Below are 17336 nucleotides of genomic sequence, written 5' to 3' on the forward strand. Positions count from 1 at the left end.
TAAAAACCCATTAAAGGTGACTCATGCTTTACGTTATTTATTCTGAAGACGTTTCCGACTCACTGGAAAAACGCACACTTGCGCGCCCGGCGCACATCGAACGTCTGAAAAAATTGCAGGAACAAGGCCGCGTCCTGATTGGCGGCCCGACACCGGCCATCGACAGCGAAGACCCGGGCGCTGCGGGAATGACCGGTTCCCTGCTGGTCGTCGAATTTGAAACGCTTGAAGCCGCCAAAGTGTGGGCTGACGCTGATCCGTATGTCGCCGCAGGTGTTTATAAATCGGTGACGGTGAAACCGTTCAAACGCGTATTCTGATTTCCGACGGGCAGTCTCAGGCTGCCCGCCTTTTGCTTATCTGCACTTCATCCCTGCCGCGGCCCTTGTTTTAAGCAACTTTACTTTTGCTTACAGCAATTGATTGTCTAAATATCCGGTTACCTGAACATTCACTGCATCACTTATTAATCAATACCGCGCGGAGAGACCGATATGCAATGTCCTGTATGCAAAGAAAGTCAGCTGGTTATGTCAGAACGTCAGGGTATAGAAATCGACTATTGCCCGGATTGCCGTGGCGTCTGGCTCGACCGGGGAGAGCTGGATAAAATCATCGAGAAATCCGCCGTGATCCAGCAGACGGAACGTCCTTCCGCACCACGCTATGCAGAAGCCGCACGCCGCGACGATCACCGTCATCACAGCGGGCATGACAATCGCGACCATTATTCCTCACAAAAACCGTATAAAAAGAAGAGTTTTCTTTCAGAGCTTTTCGACTGAATAACGGAAAGCGCGCGCCGTAGCAGAAACGCTCTGGCGCCATTTCTCCAAAGCCGTCACATTGCTTTCATCCGTTGTGTGTTAGGATGACTACCCCTGCCCACGAGGTAAGCACTATGTCATTCTTCGACGGATTGAAGTTTCTAACCAGTACGACCACGAAGGTCACCTGCCCGGAATGCGGTTACGTTTCTGAACAGATGAGCGCAAAAGTGCGCAAAAACTCCACGCTGGTTTGTAAAAAATGTGGCGCGCTGTTTCAGCCTAAATCCCGATAATCACGCATTCCATTCGTAGTTCACGGCATACAATGACAAACGCTGATGTTGCTGATGATGAATCTGACGAATTCGGTAGATGTGACGATAGCGTCTCGACTGACCTTCCAGCCAGCGGCTTCTCCGGCGCTGAGTCTGGCGTAACATGCGCCAGCGGCCGACTTCATTTTTACTGCGTTTCATTCACCTATGTCCCGTGATGACCGTTATTAACGGAAGCGTTTCTTAGCCGGAAAATTTCTCATCGTAAAAAACTGCGGGGACATTATAGGCCGATGACGTTGTGATCCAAGTCTTGTTTTTCCCTTATTCAGCGTTATCAGCTAACCTTGATGTCAGGACAGTGAAACTTTTATTAATCGGATACATATTTAAGAGGTAGCTGATTGATTGGTGGGATAAAGTTGGTTAAAAGTCCCCCTCTTTCCCGTACACTCACTTCGACAGCTTGCGAACAGGATTTTTCGCCTTTATGACAACATTTTATACGGTAATCAGCGGACTTCTGGTTTTCGGTTACTGGTTACTGATTGCCGGCGTGACCTTGCGTATTTTGATGAAACGCCGCGCGGTGCCTTCCGCCATGGCGTGGCTGCTGATTATTTACATCATTCCGCTGGTCGGTATTATTGCCTATCTCTCATTCGGTGAACTGCATTTAGGTAAACGCCGCGCCGAGCGCGCAAAAGCCATGTGGCCTTCAACGGCGCGGTGGCTGAACGATCTCAAAGACTGCAAACGTATTTTTGCCACTGAAAACAGCGAAATCGCCGCGTCGCTTTTCCAGCTCTGCGAACGCCGTCAGGGCATTGCGGGCGTCAAAGGCAATCAGTTGCAATTGCTGACCACCAGTGACGACGTGCTCAAAGCCATGATGCGCGATATCGGGCTGGCACGCAGTAATATCGAGATGGTGTTTTACATCTGGCAGCCAGGCGGGCTGGTAGATCAGGTTGCAGAATCGCTGATGGCCGCATCCCGTCGCGGTATCCACTGTCGTCTGATGCTGGATTCCGCAGGCAGCGTGGCGTTCTTCCGCAGCCCTTATCCGGCCATGATGCGCAATGCCGGTATTGAAGTTGTGGAAGCGTTGCAGGTGAACCTTTTCCGCGTGTTCCTGCGCCGTATGGACTTACGTCAGCACCGTAAAGTCGTGCTCATCGACAACTATGTTGCTTATACCGGCAGCATGAATATGGTCGATCCGCGTTTCTTTAAACAAAATGCCGGCGTGGGTCAGTGGGTTGACCTGATGGCGCGTATGGAAGGCCCGGTCGCCACTACAATGGGTATTGTATATTCCTGCGACTGGGAAATTGAGACCGGGAAACGTATTCTGCCGCCGGAACCTGACCTGAATCAGATGCCGTTCGAGCAGGAAAGCGGCCATACCATTCAGGTGATCGCCTCCGGGCCGGGCTTCCCGGAAGATATGATCCACCAGGCATTGCTGACCGCTACCTATTCTGCCCGCGAGCAGCTGGTGATGACCACGCCGTATCTGGTGCCAAGCGATGACCTGCTGCATGCCATCTGCACGGCGGCACAGCGTGGAGTCGATGTCAGTATCATTCTGCCAATGAAAAATGATTCGATGATGGTGGACTGGGCGAGCAAAGCTTTCTTTGGCGAGTTGCTGGAGGCTGGCGTAAAAATCTATCAGTTTGAAGATGGCCTGCTGCATACCAAAAGCATTCTGGTCGACGGTCAGCTCAGTCTGGTCGGCACCGTGAATCTCGATATGCGCAGCCTGTGGCTGAATTTTGAGATAACACTGGTCATTGATGACGCCGGATTCGGTGACGACCTGGGCCGTGTGCAGGAAGATTACATTGCCCGCTCTCATCTGCTGGATGTTGAAGCCTGGCTTAAGCGCCCGTTCTGGCATCGCATCGTCGAACGTTTGTTCTACTTTTTCAGTCCGCTGCTGTAAAAGCCGCGTCGGGCGTGATGTAATACACGCAGTACCGGCTTGCATAAGCCTGAACACATTCATCTGTAAACGAGAATTAATATGGACCTGAATAATCGCCTGACCGAAGACGAAACGCTTGAACAAGCCTATGACATCTTTCTGGAGCTGGCCGGAGACAACCTGGATCCTGCAGATATCCTGATCTTCAATCTGCAATTTGAAGAACGCGGCGGCGCTGAATTATATGATCCGGCGGAAGACTGGGTTGAGCATGTTGATTTCGACTTAAACCCGGATTTTTTCGCTGAAGTCGTCATCGGTCTGGCCGATGCGGAAGACCAGCCGATTAATGATATTTTCGCACGTGTATTATTGTGCCGCGAGAAAGATCACAAGCTGTGTCACATCCTCTGGAAAGAATAATCTCACCCGTCATCCTTTAAGCTGTCCCTGCGTTGGCTGCCTTCATTCACCCCGGTCACACAATTATGTATGCTGCCGGGGATTTATTCAGTTGCCGCCTTGGTACCGCTCGAATGATTTAGGGTTAGTTGAATGTTGAAAAAGAAAAACCTGCCAATGGCAGGTTTTTTTATGCGTCAGGTTTACCGCACGTTAATCAGAGCGGATCAACTTTCAGGCAGGAAACCGCATGGCGGAAACTGCCTTCCAGCAACGGGCGGGTTATCGCACATTCCGGCCCGGCAATCGGGCAGCGCGTACGGAACACGCAACCTGATGGCGGGTTGATCGGCGAAGGTAACTCCCCTTCAAGCAGCTGAATGGTTTTGTTGCGCTCTTTGTCCGGGTCCGGAACCGGCACCGCAGACATCAGCGCGCGTGTATACGGATGCTGAGGATTGTTATACACCTCGTCATACGTACCCAGCTCAACCGCGTGGCCCAGATACATCACCAGAACACGGTCAGAAATGTGTTTAACCACCGCCAGATCGTGCGCGATGAAAATCAGTGACAGGCCCATTTCACGCTGCAATTGCTGCAACAGGTTGACGACCTGCGCCTGAATAGAAACGTCCAGCGCTGAAACCGGCTCGTCACAGATAATCAGTTTTGGCTCAAGGATCAGCGCGCGGGCAATACCGATACGCTGGCACTGGCCGCCCGAAAATTCGTGAGGGTAACGGTTGATCAGGTTAGGCAACAGCCCGACCTTCAGCATCATCGCCTTCACTTTTTCTTTCACCTCGGAACGAGGCATTTTCGGGTTATAGGTTTTCAGCGGCTCAGCGATGATTTCGCCGATAGTCATACGCGGATTCAGGGACGCCAGCGGATCCTGGAAAATCATCTGGATATCGCTGCGCGTGTGACGCCATTCGCTGTCAGACATGTTGAGCAGATCTTTGCCCAGCCATGCCACCCGCCCGTCTGTAGCTTTCACCAGGCCAATCAGTGCGCGGGCAAACGTCGATTTGCCGCAACCCGATTCGCCTACCACGCCCAGCGTTTCGCCTTCGTAAAGACGCAGCGTCACGCCGTCTACTGCTTTCAGCGTTTTGGACGGTTGCCAGAACCATTGTTTGCCGTCTTTGATGTCGAAATGGACTTTAAGATCCGCCACTTCGAGCAGAACTTTTTTCTCGGGCGCGAACGAATTCATAGCCGCACTGTTCATTACTGTGTTGTCTGTCATACCAGTTCCTCCAGCGGCTTGTAGCAGGCACGTAAGCGACCATCACCGAAACGCTCAAGCGGCGGTGCAGAGGCACAAATATCCATGGCATGCGGGCAACGTGGCTGGAACGGGCAGCCTTTTGGCAGACGCAGCAGGTTTGGCGGATTTCCCGGAATGGTCAGCATCGCACCCCCCTCGGCATCCAGACGCGGAACTGCATTGAGCAGGCCGATGGAATACGGATGGCAAGGCTCGTAGAAGACATCGCGTGCACGGCCATATTCCATGGTACGACCGGCGTACATCACCAGCACTTTGTCGCAAATACCGGCGACCACACCCAGATCATGGGTAATCATGATAATGGCAGTATTAAACTCAGCTTTCAGCTCATTGAGTAACGTCATGATCTGCGCCTGAACGGTCACGTCCAGCGCCGTTGTTGGCTCATCGGCAATCAGCAATTTCGGACGACACAGCAAGGCCATTGCAATCATCACGCGCTGGCGCATGCCACCGGAGAATTCATGCGGGTACATTTTCATGCGCTTGCGGGCTTCCGGCATTTTTACAGCGTCCAGCATGCGCACGGACTCTTCAAACGCTTCACGCTTGCTAAGTTTTTTATGCAGGATCAGGACTTCCATCAGCTGTTCCCCAACGCGCATGTACGGGTTGAGGGACGTCATCGGATCCTGGAAAATCATCGAAATCTGTTCTGCACGCAGCTTGTTCAACTGGTTTTGTGGCAGGTTCAGGATTTCGCGACCGTTGAATTTCGCCGTCCCGCCGATGCGGCCGTTACTGGCAAGCAACCCCATCAGGGCGAAGGCAGTCTGGGATTTACCGGAACCAGATTCCCCGACAATACCGAGTGTTTCACCAGCACGCAGATCGAAGTTAAGGTCGTTAACGGCGGTAACATCACCGTCCGGTGTCGCGAAGGTCACGCGCAGGTCTTTGACATCTAAAAGAATCGGCGACGCTGTGCCCTCAGTTGCGGCAGGTGCTGCAAATGTGGAATGTTCAATTGTGCTCATGGTCGCACTCCTTAACGATCTTTCGGGTCGAGGGCATCACGCAGGCCATCGCCGATAAAATTGAAACAGAACAGAGTGACAACCAGGAAACCTGCCGGGAACAGCAGCAACCAAGGTGAAACTTCCATCGAGTTGGCGCCGTCGCTCAGCAACGCGCCCCAGCTGCTCAGTGGCTCCTGCGTACCCAAACCTAAGAAGCTCAGGAAGGATTCGAACAGGATCATGCTTGGAACCAGCAGTGACGCATACACCACCACGACACCCAGCACGTTAGGGACGATGTGACGCAAAACGATATTGCGCGTGTTCACACCACTCACCAGCGCAGCTTCGATGAATTCTTTGCGTTTCAGGCTGAGGGTCTGACCGCGAACAATACGCGCCATGTCCAGCCAGGACACCATCCCGATTGCCACGAAGATCAACAGGATATTCTGCCCGAAGAACGTTACTAGCAGGATAACGAAGAACATGAACGGGAAGGAGTTAAGGATTTCCAGCAGGCGCATCATGGCGGAGTCGATTTTACCGCCCAGATAGCCGGACAAAGATCCGTACAGCGTACCGAGGATCACCGCCACCAGGGCCGCAGCCACACCGACCATCAGGGAAATGCGCCCGCCGATAGCCACACGCACCAGCAAATCACGGCCAGAAGAATCGGTGCCGAAATAGTGATGAGAGGCGAAATCAGGCGCGCCAGACATCATGTTCCAGTCAGTATCGTCGTAGGCAAACTGTGACAACATCGGCGCAAACGTAACGAAAAGTGCGATAAAGGCCAACACAATCAGGCTGGTGACCGCAGCGCGGTTATGCATAAACCGGCGTCGCGCGTCCTGCCACAAACTGCGGCCTTCAACTTCCAGCTTTTCGCTGAAGTTTTCGACGACGTCGCTATTTTTTTTACTTAAGATCATTGACGTACTCCGGCATTAATAACGGATTTTCGGGTCGATGACGGCGTACAGCACGTCGACGATTGCATTGAACAGAATGGTCAATGCGCCCACCAAAATGGTCAGGCTGAGAACCAGCGAGTAGTCACGGTTTAATGCTCCGTTAACAAACAGCTGGCCAATGCCCGGCAATCCGAAAATGCTCTCGATAACCATAGAACCGGTGATGATCCCAACAAAAGCTGGCCCCATATAGGACAGTACCGGCAACAGCGCGGGCTTCAGTGCGTGACGCAGAATAATGCGACGCAGCGGTAAACCTTTGGCGCGAGCCGTACGGATGAAGTTAGAGTGCAGAATTTCAATCATAGAACCGCGGGTGATACGCGCGATACTGGCAATATACGCCAGTGAGAGTGCGACCATCGGCAGGATCATGTATTTCGCTCCGCCGCCATTCCAGCCACCGCCCGGCAGCCATTTCAGGGTAATCGCAAATATCAGCACCAGTAACGGCGCAACCACGAAACTGGGAATAACTACCCCGGTCATCGCCACGCCCATCACGGTATAATCCCATTTCGTGTTTTGATTCAGCGCAGCAACAACACCCGCCGACACACCAAAGAAAATCGCCATGATAAATGCCGCCAGCCCGAGTTTCGCTGAAACCGGGAACGAGGCCGCAACCAGATCATTAACGGTGTAATCCTTGTATTTGAACGACGGGCCGAAATCGCCTTTCGCCAGCTGTTCTAAATAGTGGAAATACTGCTTATACATCGGGTCATTGAGGTGATATTTCGCCTCAATGTTCGCCATCACTTCTGGCGGAAGATTACGCTCACCCGTAAAAGGGCTGCCCGGTGCGAGACGCATCATAAAAAACGAAATGGTGATCAGAATGAATAGCGTCGGAATCGCTTCCAGACAGCGGCGTAAAATAAACTTTAACATTGCCCGTACCTGTTTCTAAGCCTGTCACTACAGCTTGATAGTTTATGGCTTGATCACGACGGCCATCGGGTGATTACCGTCATGGTGGCTCTTTGCTTCAGCACGAAAATTTCGCGCTAAAAACTTTACCTTCATCAAAATACAACGAGCAGGGCAGCTCGGGGATGCCCTGCTCTGCACTATTTAATTAGTGTTTGATGATGTACAGATCTTTCACGTAGACGTTGTCTTGTGGATCTTTACCGGTGTAACCACCGACGTAAGGTTTCACCAGACGGGCGTTCACGTAGTAATAAACAGGCACGATAGCAGAGTCTTTATCGAGCTGAGCTTCCGCTTTCTGATACAGCGCAGCGCGTTCTTCGTCAGTTTTCACATTCAGAGTATCAGCGATGTCTTTATCAAACGCCGGGCTCTTATAGTGCGCAGTGTTGTTGCTGCTGTCAGACAACATGGTGTTCAGGAAGGAAGAAGGTTCGTTGTAATCAGAGCACCAGCCTGCACGTGCAACGTCGAAGTTGCCCTGATGGCGGCTGTCGAGGAAGGTTTTCCATTCCTGGTTGACCAGTTTAACGTCAACGCCCAGGTTTTTCTTCCAGATAGCGGCAGCAGCGATAGCCAGTTTTTTGTGCAGATCAGAGGTGTTGTACAGCAGATCAAACGTCAGAGGCTTAGCGGAAGTGTAACCTGCTTCGGCCAGCAGTTTTTTCGCCTGCTCGTTACGTTGTTCCTGCGTTTCTTTGAACCAGGCCGGAGGCGTCAGTTTTGCGCCATCGGTGTAAGGCGGTGTGTAGCCGTACGCTGGCAGATCGCCCTGCGCTTTCACTTTGTTCACGATGATGTCGCGATCCAGACCCAGTTTCAGAGCTTCACGAACGCGGGAATCGGTGAATGGCGCTTTCTGGTTGTTGATTTCGTAGTAGTAAGTACACAGATACGGGTCAACATGAACCTCAGCCGGGATTTCTTTTTTCAGTTTCTGGAACAGTTCGATCGGCATGTTGTTGTAAGTCATGTCGATTTCGCCGCTGCGGTAGCGGTTTACGTCTGTCACTTCAGAAGAGATTGGCAGGTAAGTCACCTGGTTGATCACAGTTTTCGCGTTGTCCCAGTAAGTCGGGCTACGTTCCAGAACGATACGTTCGTTGACGGTCCAGGCTTTCAGGGTGTACGCGCCGTTGCTCACGTAGTTTTCAGGCTGAGTCCATTTGTCGCCAAATTTTTCAACCACTTTTTTGTTTACCGGCTTCATCGCGGTGTGAGACAGCATTTTTACGAAATACGGAACAGGTTCGGTCAGTGTCACTTGCAGGGTATGGTCATCAATCGCCTTCACACCCAAGGTATCAGGGCTTTTTTTGCCGCTGATGATGTCATCGATGTTTTCGATGTGACCGTATTGCAGATAGCTCTCATATGGAGAAGCGGTTTTCGGGTCAGCCAGGCGCTGCCAGCTGTAAACGAAATCTTCTGCAGTGACAGGATCGCCATTTGACCATTTAGCTTCCGGACGCAGGTGGAAGGTCCAGACTTTAAAATCTTTGTTATCCCAGCTGGTTGCTACGCCGGGGATTACGCTGCCGTCTTTGCTGTCGGTATTAACCAGGCCTTCAAGCAGGTCACGGATTACGTTTGATTCCGGCACGCCTTCAACTTTATGCGGGTCAAGTGACTGAACTTCAGAACCGTTATTACGCACCAGTTCTTGTTTAGCCGCCAGAGTTACGCCGGCAGGCACATTGGCCGCAACTGCGTTATTGATAGAAATTGTTCCCACCGCAGCCATGATGCATGCAGCCAGCAGATTTTTTTTTGTGATGTTGGTCATTTTTATTTAACTCCAATTTTTATTATGAACTTGCACGCCCGGGTGCAAGATAAACCCTTGCTGGGTCAATGGGTTTCAAAAGCAGGAACGAATTGCTCGAGAAAGGCCCCCCATGTAGTACCACCCGCAGATGGCTGTCCCCTATTACTGCATGTTGCTACATCTCAGGTTTGATGAAACGTCAGGCTGTATTCGCCGTGCGGTTTCCGGGATCGTTAAGGATGATCCCACTCCATTTGATAACCCCGTACGTAACTTCACAATGTTCAGTCGCACACCAGGCAATCACATTCTGTTATTTCTGTACTTCACCCGATTATTTTCTTCTAACCCGAATTAAAGCGATAGAAAATCCGTCGCAGTTAAGCGCTGTCATTCATTTTAATCAGAAGAAGTACTGAAGATTTGTTTTGTTGAATCGGGAGAGTCAACGCAAGGTTGTTAATTGTCGTCATCTCAATGCCTGACTTTCTTTTCACGGAAAGCGAGCGAGGATAATTTTGTGATACGCATGATGACACGACACTCTCCAAAACAAATGAAATTGCTTCAATCTCTCTACGCCTGGCAAGATTCATTCTCACTCAGAGCATGACTCTAAACAAAATTCCATTTTTGAAGACGATTTGAAAATTATCAGAAGCCTGATACGGGCGCCAATAAATTTTGCAAATTTGTTACGTAATTCTCTTTTATACGTTAAGTGTGCCAGAAGGACACCCGCGACCTCACATCAAAAATAGCACTTAACCCATTGTTATATATCGAGTTAATACGGTATTTTTCACACCTTTTTGTAAAGACGGTTGTTCAGGAATTGCTCTGACACAATCAGTTAACAATCGGATGATTTCAAGGATAAAGCGCTGTTAACTGCTGTGTTAACACTAATAACATCTCGGTACGGCCTGCACAAGCCTTACAGAATGATGTGGGTAAATTAACGGCAATACGGGCAATAAATAACGGTATTTAGCGAAGAATTAGCTAAGTTTATTAGAATAAATGGAGACTTGGATTAAAAAGGAAGGTGAAATGTTGATTTACGCCACATTAGGGTGCAAATGCTCTCAATTAAGTCATTAGCTGCACTGTAATAATGCACAGGATTATAAGAAGGAGTAATAATTCTCACGGATAAGGTTAATGTATCCGCGAGAATTTGCAGGCTAAGAATCAGAGCAAACCGGGGAAAATAGCTTTAATACCGGTGACGATAAACTCAATACCCAGTGACATCAGTAAAAGACCCATGATACGGGTAATGACGTTGATGCCGGTTTGCCCTAACAGGCGGACTAATAAAGGTGCCGCACGGAACAGCAGCCAGCAACAGAATGCAAAGAAGATGATTGCAACGGTCAACCCCAGCAGATTCTGCCAGCCGTTGTACCGTGAACTCCAGACAATCGTCGAGCTTATCGCACCCGGTCCGGCCATCAGCGGCAAGGCCAGCGGAACCACGCCGACATTTTCACGGATTGCCGTTTCTGATTTCTCCTGCTTGTTCTGCTTATCTTCACCCAGCTTTCCGCTGATCATCGACATCGCTATCGTCACCACCAGGATCCCGCCGGCAATACGGAACGAATCAATGGAAATCCCGAACAGGTGCAAAATCGCGTCGCCAAGGAAAAGCGCCGTCGACAATATAATGGCCACTGACAGGTTGGCTGTCATGTTGGTCTTATTACGCCCCGCCGCTGCCTGATAGCTGGTCATGCTGATAAAAACCGGCAAAATCCCTACCGGGTTGACCAGTGCAAACAGGCCGACGAAAAATTTGATATACCCTGAAAAATCTAATAAAGATTGGCTCACGCAGAACTCCGCACAAATATGCCAGCAGAAGAAGGTTTTGATGGGCGCTAATGTACTGGAATCCCCGTAAAGGCGCCACGCCGTTTCATAGTTTTTATCACCAGATTTAGAAATAAAGGCAGTGAATAAGGCTTTTGTTAAAAATGAGTTTTTTTATTGATAACTTTAGCTACTAAACTGTATTATCCATGGGTAAATTTGATAATCATTCTCAACAACACACTGCTGAATGGTGTCAGCATCGGTATTCAGTGATCCAGATCAAATTCACCTTGCCTACAAATAGGTAAGCTCAGTACATAGTCACTCAGCGTTACTTGAAGACAAAACGTTCAGTGATAGAGGCGATTTAAAAGATATCGACTTTACCCGGTGCTTCACAACTGAAAGCTCTTTGAGCAAATAAAGAGACAAAGACAACACATTGAGATCTTTAGCATTAATTAGTTTCTCACGGTGACTGATAGCAGGTCTATACTAGTCTTTGGCAGATTATTTACTAAAAGAGTTTAACTTTATCAGGAGAGCATTATGGCTGTAACAAATGTCGCTGAACTAAACGCACTCGTAGCACGAGTCAAGAAGGCACAGCGCGAATATGCCAACTTCAGTCAAGAACAAGTAGATAAGATTTTCGCTGCCGCCGCCCTGGCTGCTGCCGATTCTCGAATTCTCCTTGCCAAACTGGCTGTTGAAGAATCCGGAATGGGTATCGTCGAAGACAAAGTGATCAAAAACCACTTCGCCTCTGAATATATCTACAATGCTTACAAAGATGAAAAGACCTGTGGCATTCTGGGTCAGGATGATACTTTCGGTACCATCACTATCGCTGAGCCAATCGGCCTGATCTGCGGTATCGTTCCAACCACCAACCCAACTTCTACTGCGATTTTCAAAGCGCTTATTAGCCTGAAAACCCGTAACGGCATCATCTTCTCCCCGCACCCACGTGCAAAAAATGCGACCAACAAAGCTGCTGATATCGTGCTGCAAGCCGCTATCGCTGCAGGTGCACCAAAAGACATCATTGGCTGGATTGATGAACCAAGTGTAGAACTGTCTAACCAATTAATGCATCACCCTGACCTGAACCTGATTCTGGCAACCGGTGGTCCTGGCATGGTTAAAGCCGCATACAGCTCTGGTAAACCAGCGATCGGTGTAGGTGCAGGTAACACCCCAGTTGTTGTTGACGAAACTGCCGACATCAAACGTGTTGTCGCTTCTGTTCTGATGTCTAAAACCTTCGATAACGGCGTAATCTGTGCTTCTGAACAGTCCATTATCGTCGTTGATTCTGCTTATAATGCAGTTCGTGAACGTTTTGCTTCCCACGGCGGCTACATGCTGCAGGGCAAAGAGCTGAAAGCGGTTTCTGATATCATCCTTAAAAATGGTGGTCTGAACGCTGCTATCGTAGGTCAGCCAGCAGTGAAAATTGCTGAAATGGCCGGCATCAAAGTTCCTGCTAACACCAAAGTGTTAATCGGCGAAGTCAGCGTTGTTGACGAATCTGAACCGTTTGCACACGAAAAACTGTCCCCTACCTTGGCAATGTACCGTGCTAAAGATTTCGAAGATGCGGTAAACAAAGCTGAGAAACTGGTAGAAATGGGCGGTATCGGCCACACATCTTGTCTGTACACAGACCAGGACAACCAACCAGAACGTGTGAATTATTTTGGCAACAAAATGAAAACCGCACGTATCCTGATCAACACCCCGGCTTCACAGGGTGGTATCGGTGACCTGTATAACTTCAAACTTGCTCCGTCTCTGACGCTGGGTTGCGGTTCATGGGGTGGTAACTCCATCTCTGAAAACGTCGGTCCTAAACACTTGATCAACAAGAAAACTGTAGCGAAGCGAGCAGAAAACATGTTGTGGCATAAACTTCCGAAATCAATCTACTTCCGCCGTGGCTCACTGCCAATCGCGCTGGAAGAAGTGGCAACGGATGGAGCGAAACGCGCTTTCATCGTGACTGACCGTTACCTGTTCAACAACGGCTATGCTGACCAGATCACCAGCGTTCTGAAAGGTCACGGCATTGAAACTGAAGTGTTCTTCGAAGTTGAAGCGGATCCAACTCTGAGCATCGTTCGTAAAGGTGCTGAGCAAATGAATTCCTTCAAACCAGACGTTATCATCGCTCTGGGTGGCGGTTCCCCAATGGACGCCGCGAAGATCATGTGGGTTCTGTACGAACACCCGGACACTCAGTTTGAAGATTTGGCGCTGCGCTTTATGGATATCCGTAAACGTATCTACAAATTCCCGAAAATGGGCGTGAAAGCGAAAATGATTGCCGTCACCACCACTTCCGGTACAGGTTCTGAAGTGACTCCGTTCGCTGTTGTCACCGACGATGCAACCGGTCAGAAATATCCACTGGCTGACTATGCGCTGACACCTGATATGGCTATCGTTGACGCAAACCTCGTCATGAACATGCCTAAATCACTGTGCGCCTTCGGTGGTCTGGATGCGGTGACTCACGCACTTGAAGCTTACGTTTCTGTACTGGCTAACGAATATTCTGACGGTCAGGCTCTGCAGGCCCTGAAATTGCTGAAAGAAAACCTGCCAGCCAGCTACAAAGACGGTGCTAAAAACCCAGTTGCTCGTGAACGTGTTCACAATGCGGCAACTATCGCGGGTATCGCGTTTGCCAACGCCTTCCTGGGGGTTTGCCACTCAATGGCCCACAAACTGGGTTCTGAGTTCCATATCCCGCACGGCCTTGCTAACGCCATGTTAATTTCTAACGTGATTCGCTATAACGCCAACGATAACCCAACTAAACAGACTGCTTTCAGTCAGTATGACCGCCCGCAAGCGCGTCGTCGTTACGCAGAAGTCGCTGACCATCTGGGTCTGGGTGCTCCTGGTGACCGTACTGCACAGAAAATTGCAAAACTGCTGAACTGGTTGGATGAAATCAAAGCGGAACTCGGCATCCCAACGTCTATCCGTGAAGCTGGCGTTCAGGAAGCAGACTTCCTGGCTAAAGTAGATAAACTGTCTGAAGATGCGTTCGATGATCAGTGTACCGGTGCTAACCCACGTTACCCTCTGATTGCAGAACTGAAACAGATTCTGATGGATACCTACTACGGTCGCGAATTCAGCGAAGAAGTTGCTGAAGAAGTGGTTGTTGCAGCGCCTAAAGCTGAGAAGAAAACCAGCAAAAAATAATCTGCTGAGATTCTGAAATAAAAAACCCGCCGGAAGGCGGGTTTTTTATTTCAGGGAACAAAGTTGGCTAAACGGTTTATCCTGACGACATCACCCTTTCCAGACGAGCTGTAATGGCCTCAGACGGACGTTAGGTCATCCTTCGTGTCAATAGCTGCCATCGCCTCTTTGTAATGCTTACGGCACACTGAAACGTAACTTTCATCCCCGCCAATAACAACCTGCGCGCCATCGTGAAGCGCGTTGCCATTTTCATCTAAACGCAGATTACGGTTTGCCTTACGGCCACAATGGCAAATCGTTTTGAGCTCAACCAGCTTGTCCGCCCAGGCCAGTAAATATTCACTGCCCTCAAAAAGCTCGCCACGGAAATCCGTCCGCAGCCCATAACAAAGCACAGGAACATCCAGATCATCTACAACGTCTGTGAGCTGCGATACCTGCGACTTGGTAAGGAACTGGCACTCATCTATCAAAACGCAGCTCAGACGCTGTGAGCGGTTCTCCTGCGCTATCAGATTAAAGAGCTCAGTGTCTTTATTATAAAGCTCTGCATCGGACGACAGCCCGATACGGGAGCTGACTTTCCCGACGCCAAAACGATGATCTAATTCAGCAGTCAGTACCAGCGTACGCATACCACGTTCTTGATAATTATATGAAGATTGCAACAACGAGGTAGACTTACCGGCATTCATTGCCGAGTAATAAAAATAAAGCTGAGCCATGAAACAGTGACCCCATATTGTATTGGATGGCATAAAATTTCGGCGGCTATTGTACCACACGCCAGCCAGCCTATAACAATAAGTAGAAAGGGATTCTCCCCTTCCGGTCGATGTGACATTGCATTTGAAAAAAACACAGAAACTTACAAACAGAGATTATAAAAGCATTAGATGATAATTAGTTAACGTTACTCATTACCGGCGGATGTACTCCTTATATGTTACAGGATCGGCATAATTGAATTGTCTATACATTAATGGGTGATCCCATGGAGATCCAATGTATTGATCATTCACCGCGCAGGATCTTCGCGCTCTCTTTTGCCATATCTTTACATTGAATGTCTTCACTTATCCTTTAATTTTGTGAACAATCGCATGCTTATAAAACTCCTTATGAAAAGCAACAATAACCCCTGGCAAAGTATTGAAACGCGGGTTATGACCCCCAGATAAATAGCCGGTCTGGCCCCAACTATATTTTGATACGATAAACATTGTTTGCTTTAAATGCGTAAATTAAGGTCAGGCAAACAAATTGGCTATTGCAGAATAGCAAAGAGCATTCTATTATTAACCAAACGCCCCCCACCAATATAATTCGAGACTAGTATAATGAGCGAAGCATTAAAGATTCTGAACAACATCCGTACTCTGCGTGCGCAAGCAAGAGAATGCACTCTGGAAACTCTGGAAGAGATGCTGGAAAAATTAGAAGTTGTTGTGAACGAGCGTCGCGAAGAAGATTCTCAGGCAGCTGCTGAGATTGAAGAGCGCACACGTAAACTGCAACAATATCGCGAAATGCTGATTGCTGACGGTATTGATCCTAACGAATTGCTGCAAACTATGGCTGCTACTAAAGCAACCGGTAAAGCAAAACGTGCAGCACGTCCTGCTAAATACAAATACGTTGATGAGAACGGCGAAAACAAAACCTGGACCGGCCAGGGCCGTACTCCTGCTGTAATCAAGAAAGCAATCGAAGAGCAAGGTAAATCACTGGACGATTTCCTGCTGTAATTGCCCTTATTAACAGCAATGTTAATACAAAAAGCCCGTCATCACTGACGGGCTTTTTTTACTTTTAAAATCGCGCGTTTTCTCATTCGCAATTCACGCTTTTAAAACTATGCTAAGCAGTAAATTAGGATGATTAAATAACCATCAGAATAAGCTGAATTCATAAAAAAGGCCGCCCGCGGGCAGCCTTCAGTGAAAAAACATACTCAGACCTGATAGAACCCGCGATACCAATCGACAAAATTCTGCACGCCCTGCTCTACCGGTGTTTCAGGCTTAAAGTTAATAGCCTTATACAACGGCGCTGTATCAGCGCTGGTGTCTTTTACATCACCTGGCTGCATTGGCAGCAGGTTTTTATCCGCCGCCGTGCCCAGAGCCTTCTCCAGCGCGCTGATATACGTCATCAGCTTAACCGGATTGTTATTACCGATATTATAAACAGCGTATGGCGCAGAGCTGCTTGCCGGAGAACCGTCTTCTACCGTCCACTCTGCATCAGGCTGCGGGATAACATCCTGCAAGCGCACAATCGATTCGGCGATATCATCGATATAAGTGAAGTCACGGTACATTTCGCCGCGGTTATAAACATCAATGCTCTGCCCGGCTATCATGGCTTTGGTAAATTTAAACAATGCCATATCCGGCCGGCCCCACGGACCGTATACGGTAAAGAATCGTAATCCGGTCGTAGGAATGCCATAAAGATGTGAATAAGTGTGAGCCATTAATTCGTTGGCTTTTTTGGTCGCGGCATATAATGAAACCGGATGATCTACAGAATCTTCCGTCGAGAAAGGCTGTTTTTTGTTCAGGCCATAAACCGAGCTGGAAGAGGCATACAACAAATGCCCGACGTTATTATGACGACAACCTTCAAGAACGTTAACAAAACCGATGAGGTTAGAATCGGCATACGCTAAAGGGTTTTCGATGGAATATCGGACACCAGCCTGCGCAGCCAAATGAATAACGCGCTCAAAACGCTGTTCTGCAAACAATGCCGCCATACCTTCACGGTCAGCCAAATCCAGCTTAATAAAGGTAAAGCCGTCTTTATTCTCAAGCTGAGCGAGCCGGGCAAGTTTGAGATTGACGTCATAATAGTCATTCAGATTATCAAGACCGACAACTGAATGGCCTGCCGCCAGCAAACGTTGTGACACAAAGAACCCAATAAAGCCCGCTGCGCCGGTTACCAGATATTTCATGAAGTCTC

General features: G+C 49.0%; 16 protein-coding genes. 7 read left to right on the forward strand and 9 right to left on the reverse strand.

From position 1 onward, the window contains the following. The first annotated feature begins 23 nt into the window (after positions 1-23). The 3 genes from M2403_RS00530 (at position 24) to M2403_RS00540 (ending at position 1063) form a co-directional block, all read left to right on the forward strand. A complete protein-coding gene (locus M2403_RS00530) occupies positions 24-320 on the forward strand; it encodes a YciI family protein (protein ID WP_104921630.1) in 297 nt (98 codons plus the stop codon). Between the two features lie 174 nt (positions 321-494). Further along, the gene (locus M2403_RS00535; RefSeq protein ID WP_152325918.1) at positions 495-785 is read left to right on the forward strand and encodes a zf-TFIIB domain-containing protein; all 291 of its coding nucleotides are present in this window, start codon (positions 495-497) and stop codon (positions 783-785) included. Between the two features lie 116 nt (positions 786-901). Further along, on the forward strand, positions 902-1063 hold the full coding sequence (locus M2403_RS00540; protein WP_015697086.1) for a YnfU family zinc-binding protein: 162 nt from the start codon (positions 902-904) through the stop codon (positions 1061-1063). Here M2403_RS00540 and M2403_RS00545 read toward each other — a convergent pair whose 3' ends face one another. Continuing rightward, positions 1064-1246: a YciY family protein gene (locus M2403_RS00545; protein WP_015697085.1), complete on the reverse strand. Its 183-nt coding sequence runs from the start codon at positions 1244-1246 to the stop codon at positions 1064-1066. A 289-nt stretch (positions 1247-1535) separates the two neighbouring features. Here M2403_RS00545 and cls point away from each other — a divergent pair, with 289 nt between their 5' ends. Next, a complete protein-coding gene (gene cls, locus M2403_RS00550) occupies positions 1536-2996 on the forward strand; it encodes a cardiolipin synthase (RefSeq protein ID WP_152325917.1) in 1461 nt (486 codons plus the stop codon). Between the two features lie 75 nt (positions 2997-3071). Next, positions 3072-3401 (forward strand): HI1450 family dsDNA-mimic protein, encoded by a 330-nt coding sequence (locus tag M2403_RS00555; protein ID WP_195812954.1) that lies wholly within the window; start codon positions 3072-3074, stop codon positions 3399-3401. Positions 3402-3597: 196 nt separating this feature from the next. Here the strand turns inward: M2403_RS00555 and oppF are convergent, their stop codons facing one another. From oppF to M2403_RS00585, 6 genes are all read right to left on the reverse strand, one after another. Next, the gene (gene oppF, locus M2403_RS00560; protein ID WP_208950472.1) at positions 3598-4602 is read right to left on the reverse strand and encodes a murein tripeptide/oligopeptide ABC transporter ATP binding protein OppF; all 1005 of its coding nucleotides are present in this window, start codon (positions 4600-4602) and stop codon (positions 3598-3600) included. 29 nt (positions 4603-4631) lie between these two features. Then, positions 4632-5657, reverse strand: a complete 1026-nt coding sequence (locus tag M2403_RS00565) for an ABC transporter ATP-binding protein (RefSeq protein ID WP_165057118.1) — start codon at positions 5655-5657, stop codon at positions 4632-4634. A gap of 11 nt (positions 5658-5668) precedes the next feature. Next, entirely contained in the window at positions 5669-6577 is a 909-nt protein-coding gene (oppC, locus tag M2403_RS00570) for an oligopeptide ABC transporter permease OppC (protein WP_152325915.1), read from the reverse strand. 15 nt (positions 6578-6592) lie between these two features. Further along, a complete protein-coding gene (gene oppB, locus M2403_RS00575; protein WP_152325914.1) occupies positions 6593-7513 on the reverse strand; it encodes an oligopeptide ABC transporter permease OppB in 921 nt (306 codons plus the stop codon). Positions 7514-7700: 187 nt separating this feature from the next. After that, entirely contained in the window at positions 7701-9341 is a 1641-nt protein-coding gene (oppA, locus tag M2403_RS00580; RefSeq protein WP_152325913.1) for an oligopeptide ABC transporter substrate-binding protein OppA, read from the reverse strand. A 1176-nt stretch (positions 9342-10517) separates the two neighbouring features. Continuing rightward, positions 10518-11162, reverse strand: coding sequence for a YchE family NAAT transporter (locus tag M2403_RS00585; protein WP_104921625.1), 645 nt, complete (start codon positions 11160-11162; stop codon positions 10518-10520). Positions 11163-11693: 531 nt separating this feature from the next. On the opposite strand from M2403_RS00585, the gene adhE reads away from it, so the two are divergent. Next, positions 11694-14363, forward strand: coding sequence for a bifunctional acetaldehyde-CoA/alcohol dehydrogenase (adhE, locus tag M2403_RS00590; RefSeq protein ID WP_152325912.1), 2670 nt, complete (start codon positions 11694-11696; stop codon positions 14361-14363). A gap of 119 nt (positions 14364-14482) precedes the next feature. Here adhE and M2403_RS00595 read toward each other — a convergent pair whose 3' ends face one another. Next, complete coding sequence (locus M2403_RS00595) at positions 14483-15091, reverse strand: thymidine kinase (protein ID WP_165057117.1); 609 nt, start codon at positions 15089-15091, stop codon at positions 14483-14485. Between the two features lie 615 nt (positions 15092-15706). Here M2403_RS00595 and hns point away from each other — a divergent pair. Continuing rightward, a complete protein-coding gene (gene hns, locus M2403_RS00600; RefSeq protein WP_013575950.1) occupies positions 15707-16114 on the forward strand; it encodes a histone-like nucleoid-structuring protein H-NS in 408 nt (135 codons plus the stop codon). Positions 16115-16320: 206 nt separating this feature from the next. Here the strand turns inward: hns and M2403_RS00605 are convergent, their stop codons facing one another. Next, entirely contained in the window at positions 16321-17328 is a 1008-nt protein-coding gene (locus M2403_RS00605; RefSeq protein ID WP_165057115.1) for an NAD-dependent epimerase, read from the reverse strand. Between the last annotated feature and the right edge of the window lie 8 nt (positions 17329-17336).

The organism is Rahnella sp. BIGb0603, from assembly GCF_024808755.1.
GTDB classification, from domain to species: Bacteria; Pseudomonadota; Gammaproteobacteria; order Enterobacterales; family Enterobacteriaceae; genus Rahnella; species Rahnella contaminans.

Bases quoted from the DNA above. Each gene is read 5' to 3' on its own strand.
- M2403_RS00595 (WP_165057117.1), bottom strand. From the start codon at position 15,091: ATGGCTCAGCTTTATTTTTATTACTCGGCAATGAATGCCGGTAAGTCT.
- M2403_RS00565 (WP_165057118.1), bottom strand. From the start codon at position 5,657: ATGAGCACAATTGAACATTCCACATTTGCAGCACCTGCCGCAACTGAG.
- M2403_RS00540 (WP_015697086.1), top strand. From the start codon at position 902: ATGTCATTCTTCGACGGATTGAAGTTTCTAACCAGTACGACCACGAAG.
- M2403_RS00535 (WP_152325918.1), top strand. From the start codon at position 495: ATGCAATGTCCTGTATGCAAAGAAAGTCAGCTGGTTATGTCAGAACGT.
- oppB (WP_152325914.1), bottom strand. From the start codon at position 7,513: ATGTTAAAGTTTATTTTACGCCGCTGTCTGGAAGCGATTCCGACGCTA.
- M2403_RS00530 (WP_104921630.1), top strand. From the start codon at position 24: ATGCTTTACGTTATTTATTCTGAAGACGTTTCCGACTCACTGGAAAAA.
- hns (WP_013575950.1), top strand. From the start codon at position 15,707: ATGAGCGAAGCATTAAAGATTCTGAACAACATCCGTACTCTGCGTGCG.
- oppC (WP_152325915.1), bottom strand. From the start codon at position 6,577: ATGATCTTAAGTAAAAAAAATAGCGACGTCGTCGAAAACTTCAGCGAA.
- adhE (WP_152325912.1), top strand. From the start codon at position 11,694: ATGGCTGTAACAAATGTCGCTGAACTAAACGCACTCGTAGCACGAGTC.
- M2403_RS00545 (WP_015697085.1), bottom strand. From the start codon at position 1,246: ATGAAACGCAGTAAAAATGAAGTCGGCCGCTGGCGCATGTTACGCCAG.
- M2403_RS00605 (WP_165057115.1), bottom strand. From the start codon at position 17,328: ATGAAATATCTGGTAACCGGCGCAGCGGGCTTTATTGGGTTCTTTGTG.
- oppA (WP_152325913.1), bottom strand. From the start codon at position 9,341: ATGACCAACATCACAAAAAAAAATCTGCTGGCTGCATGCATCATGGCT.
- oppF (WP_208950472.1), bottom strand. From the start codon at position 4,602: ATGAATTCGTTCGCGCCCGAGAAAAAAGTTCTGCTCGAAGTGGCGGAT.
- cls (WP_152325917.1), top strand. From the start codon at position 1,536: ATGACAACATTTTATACGGTAATCAGCGGACTTCTGGTTTTCGGTTAC.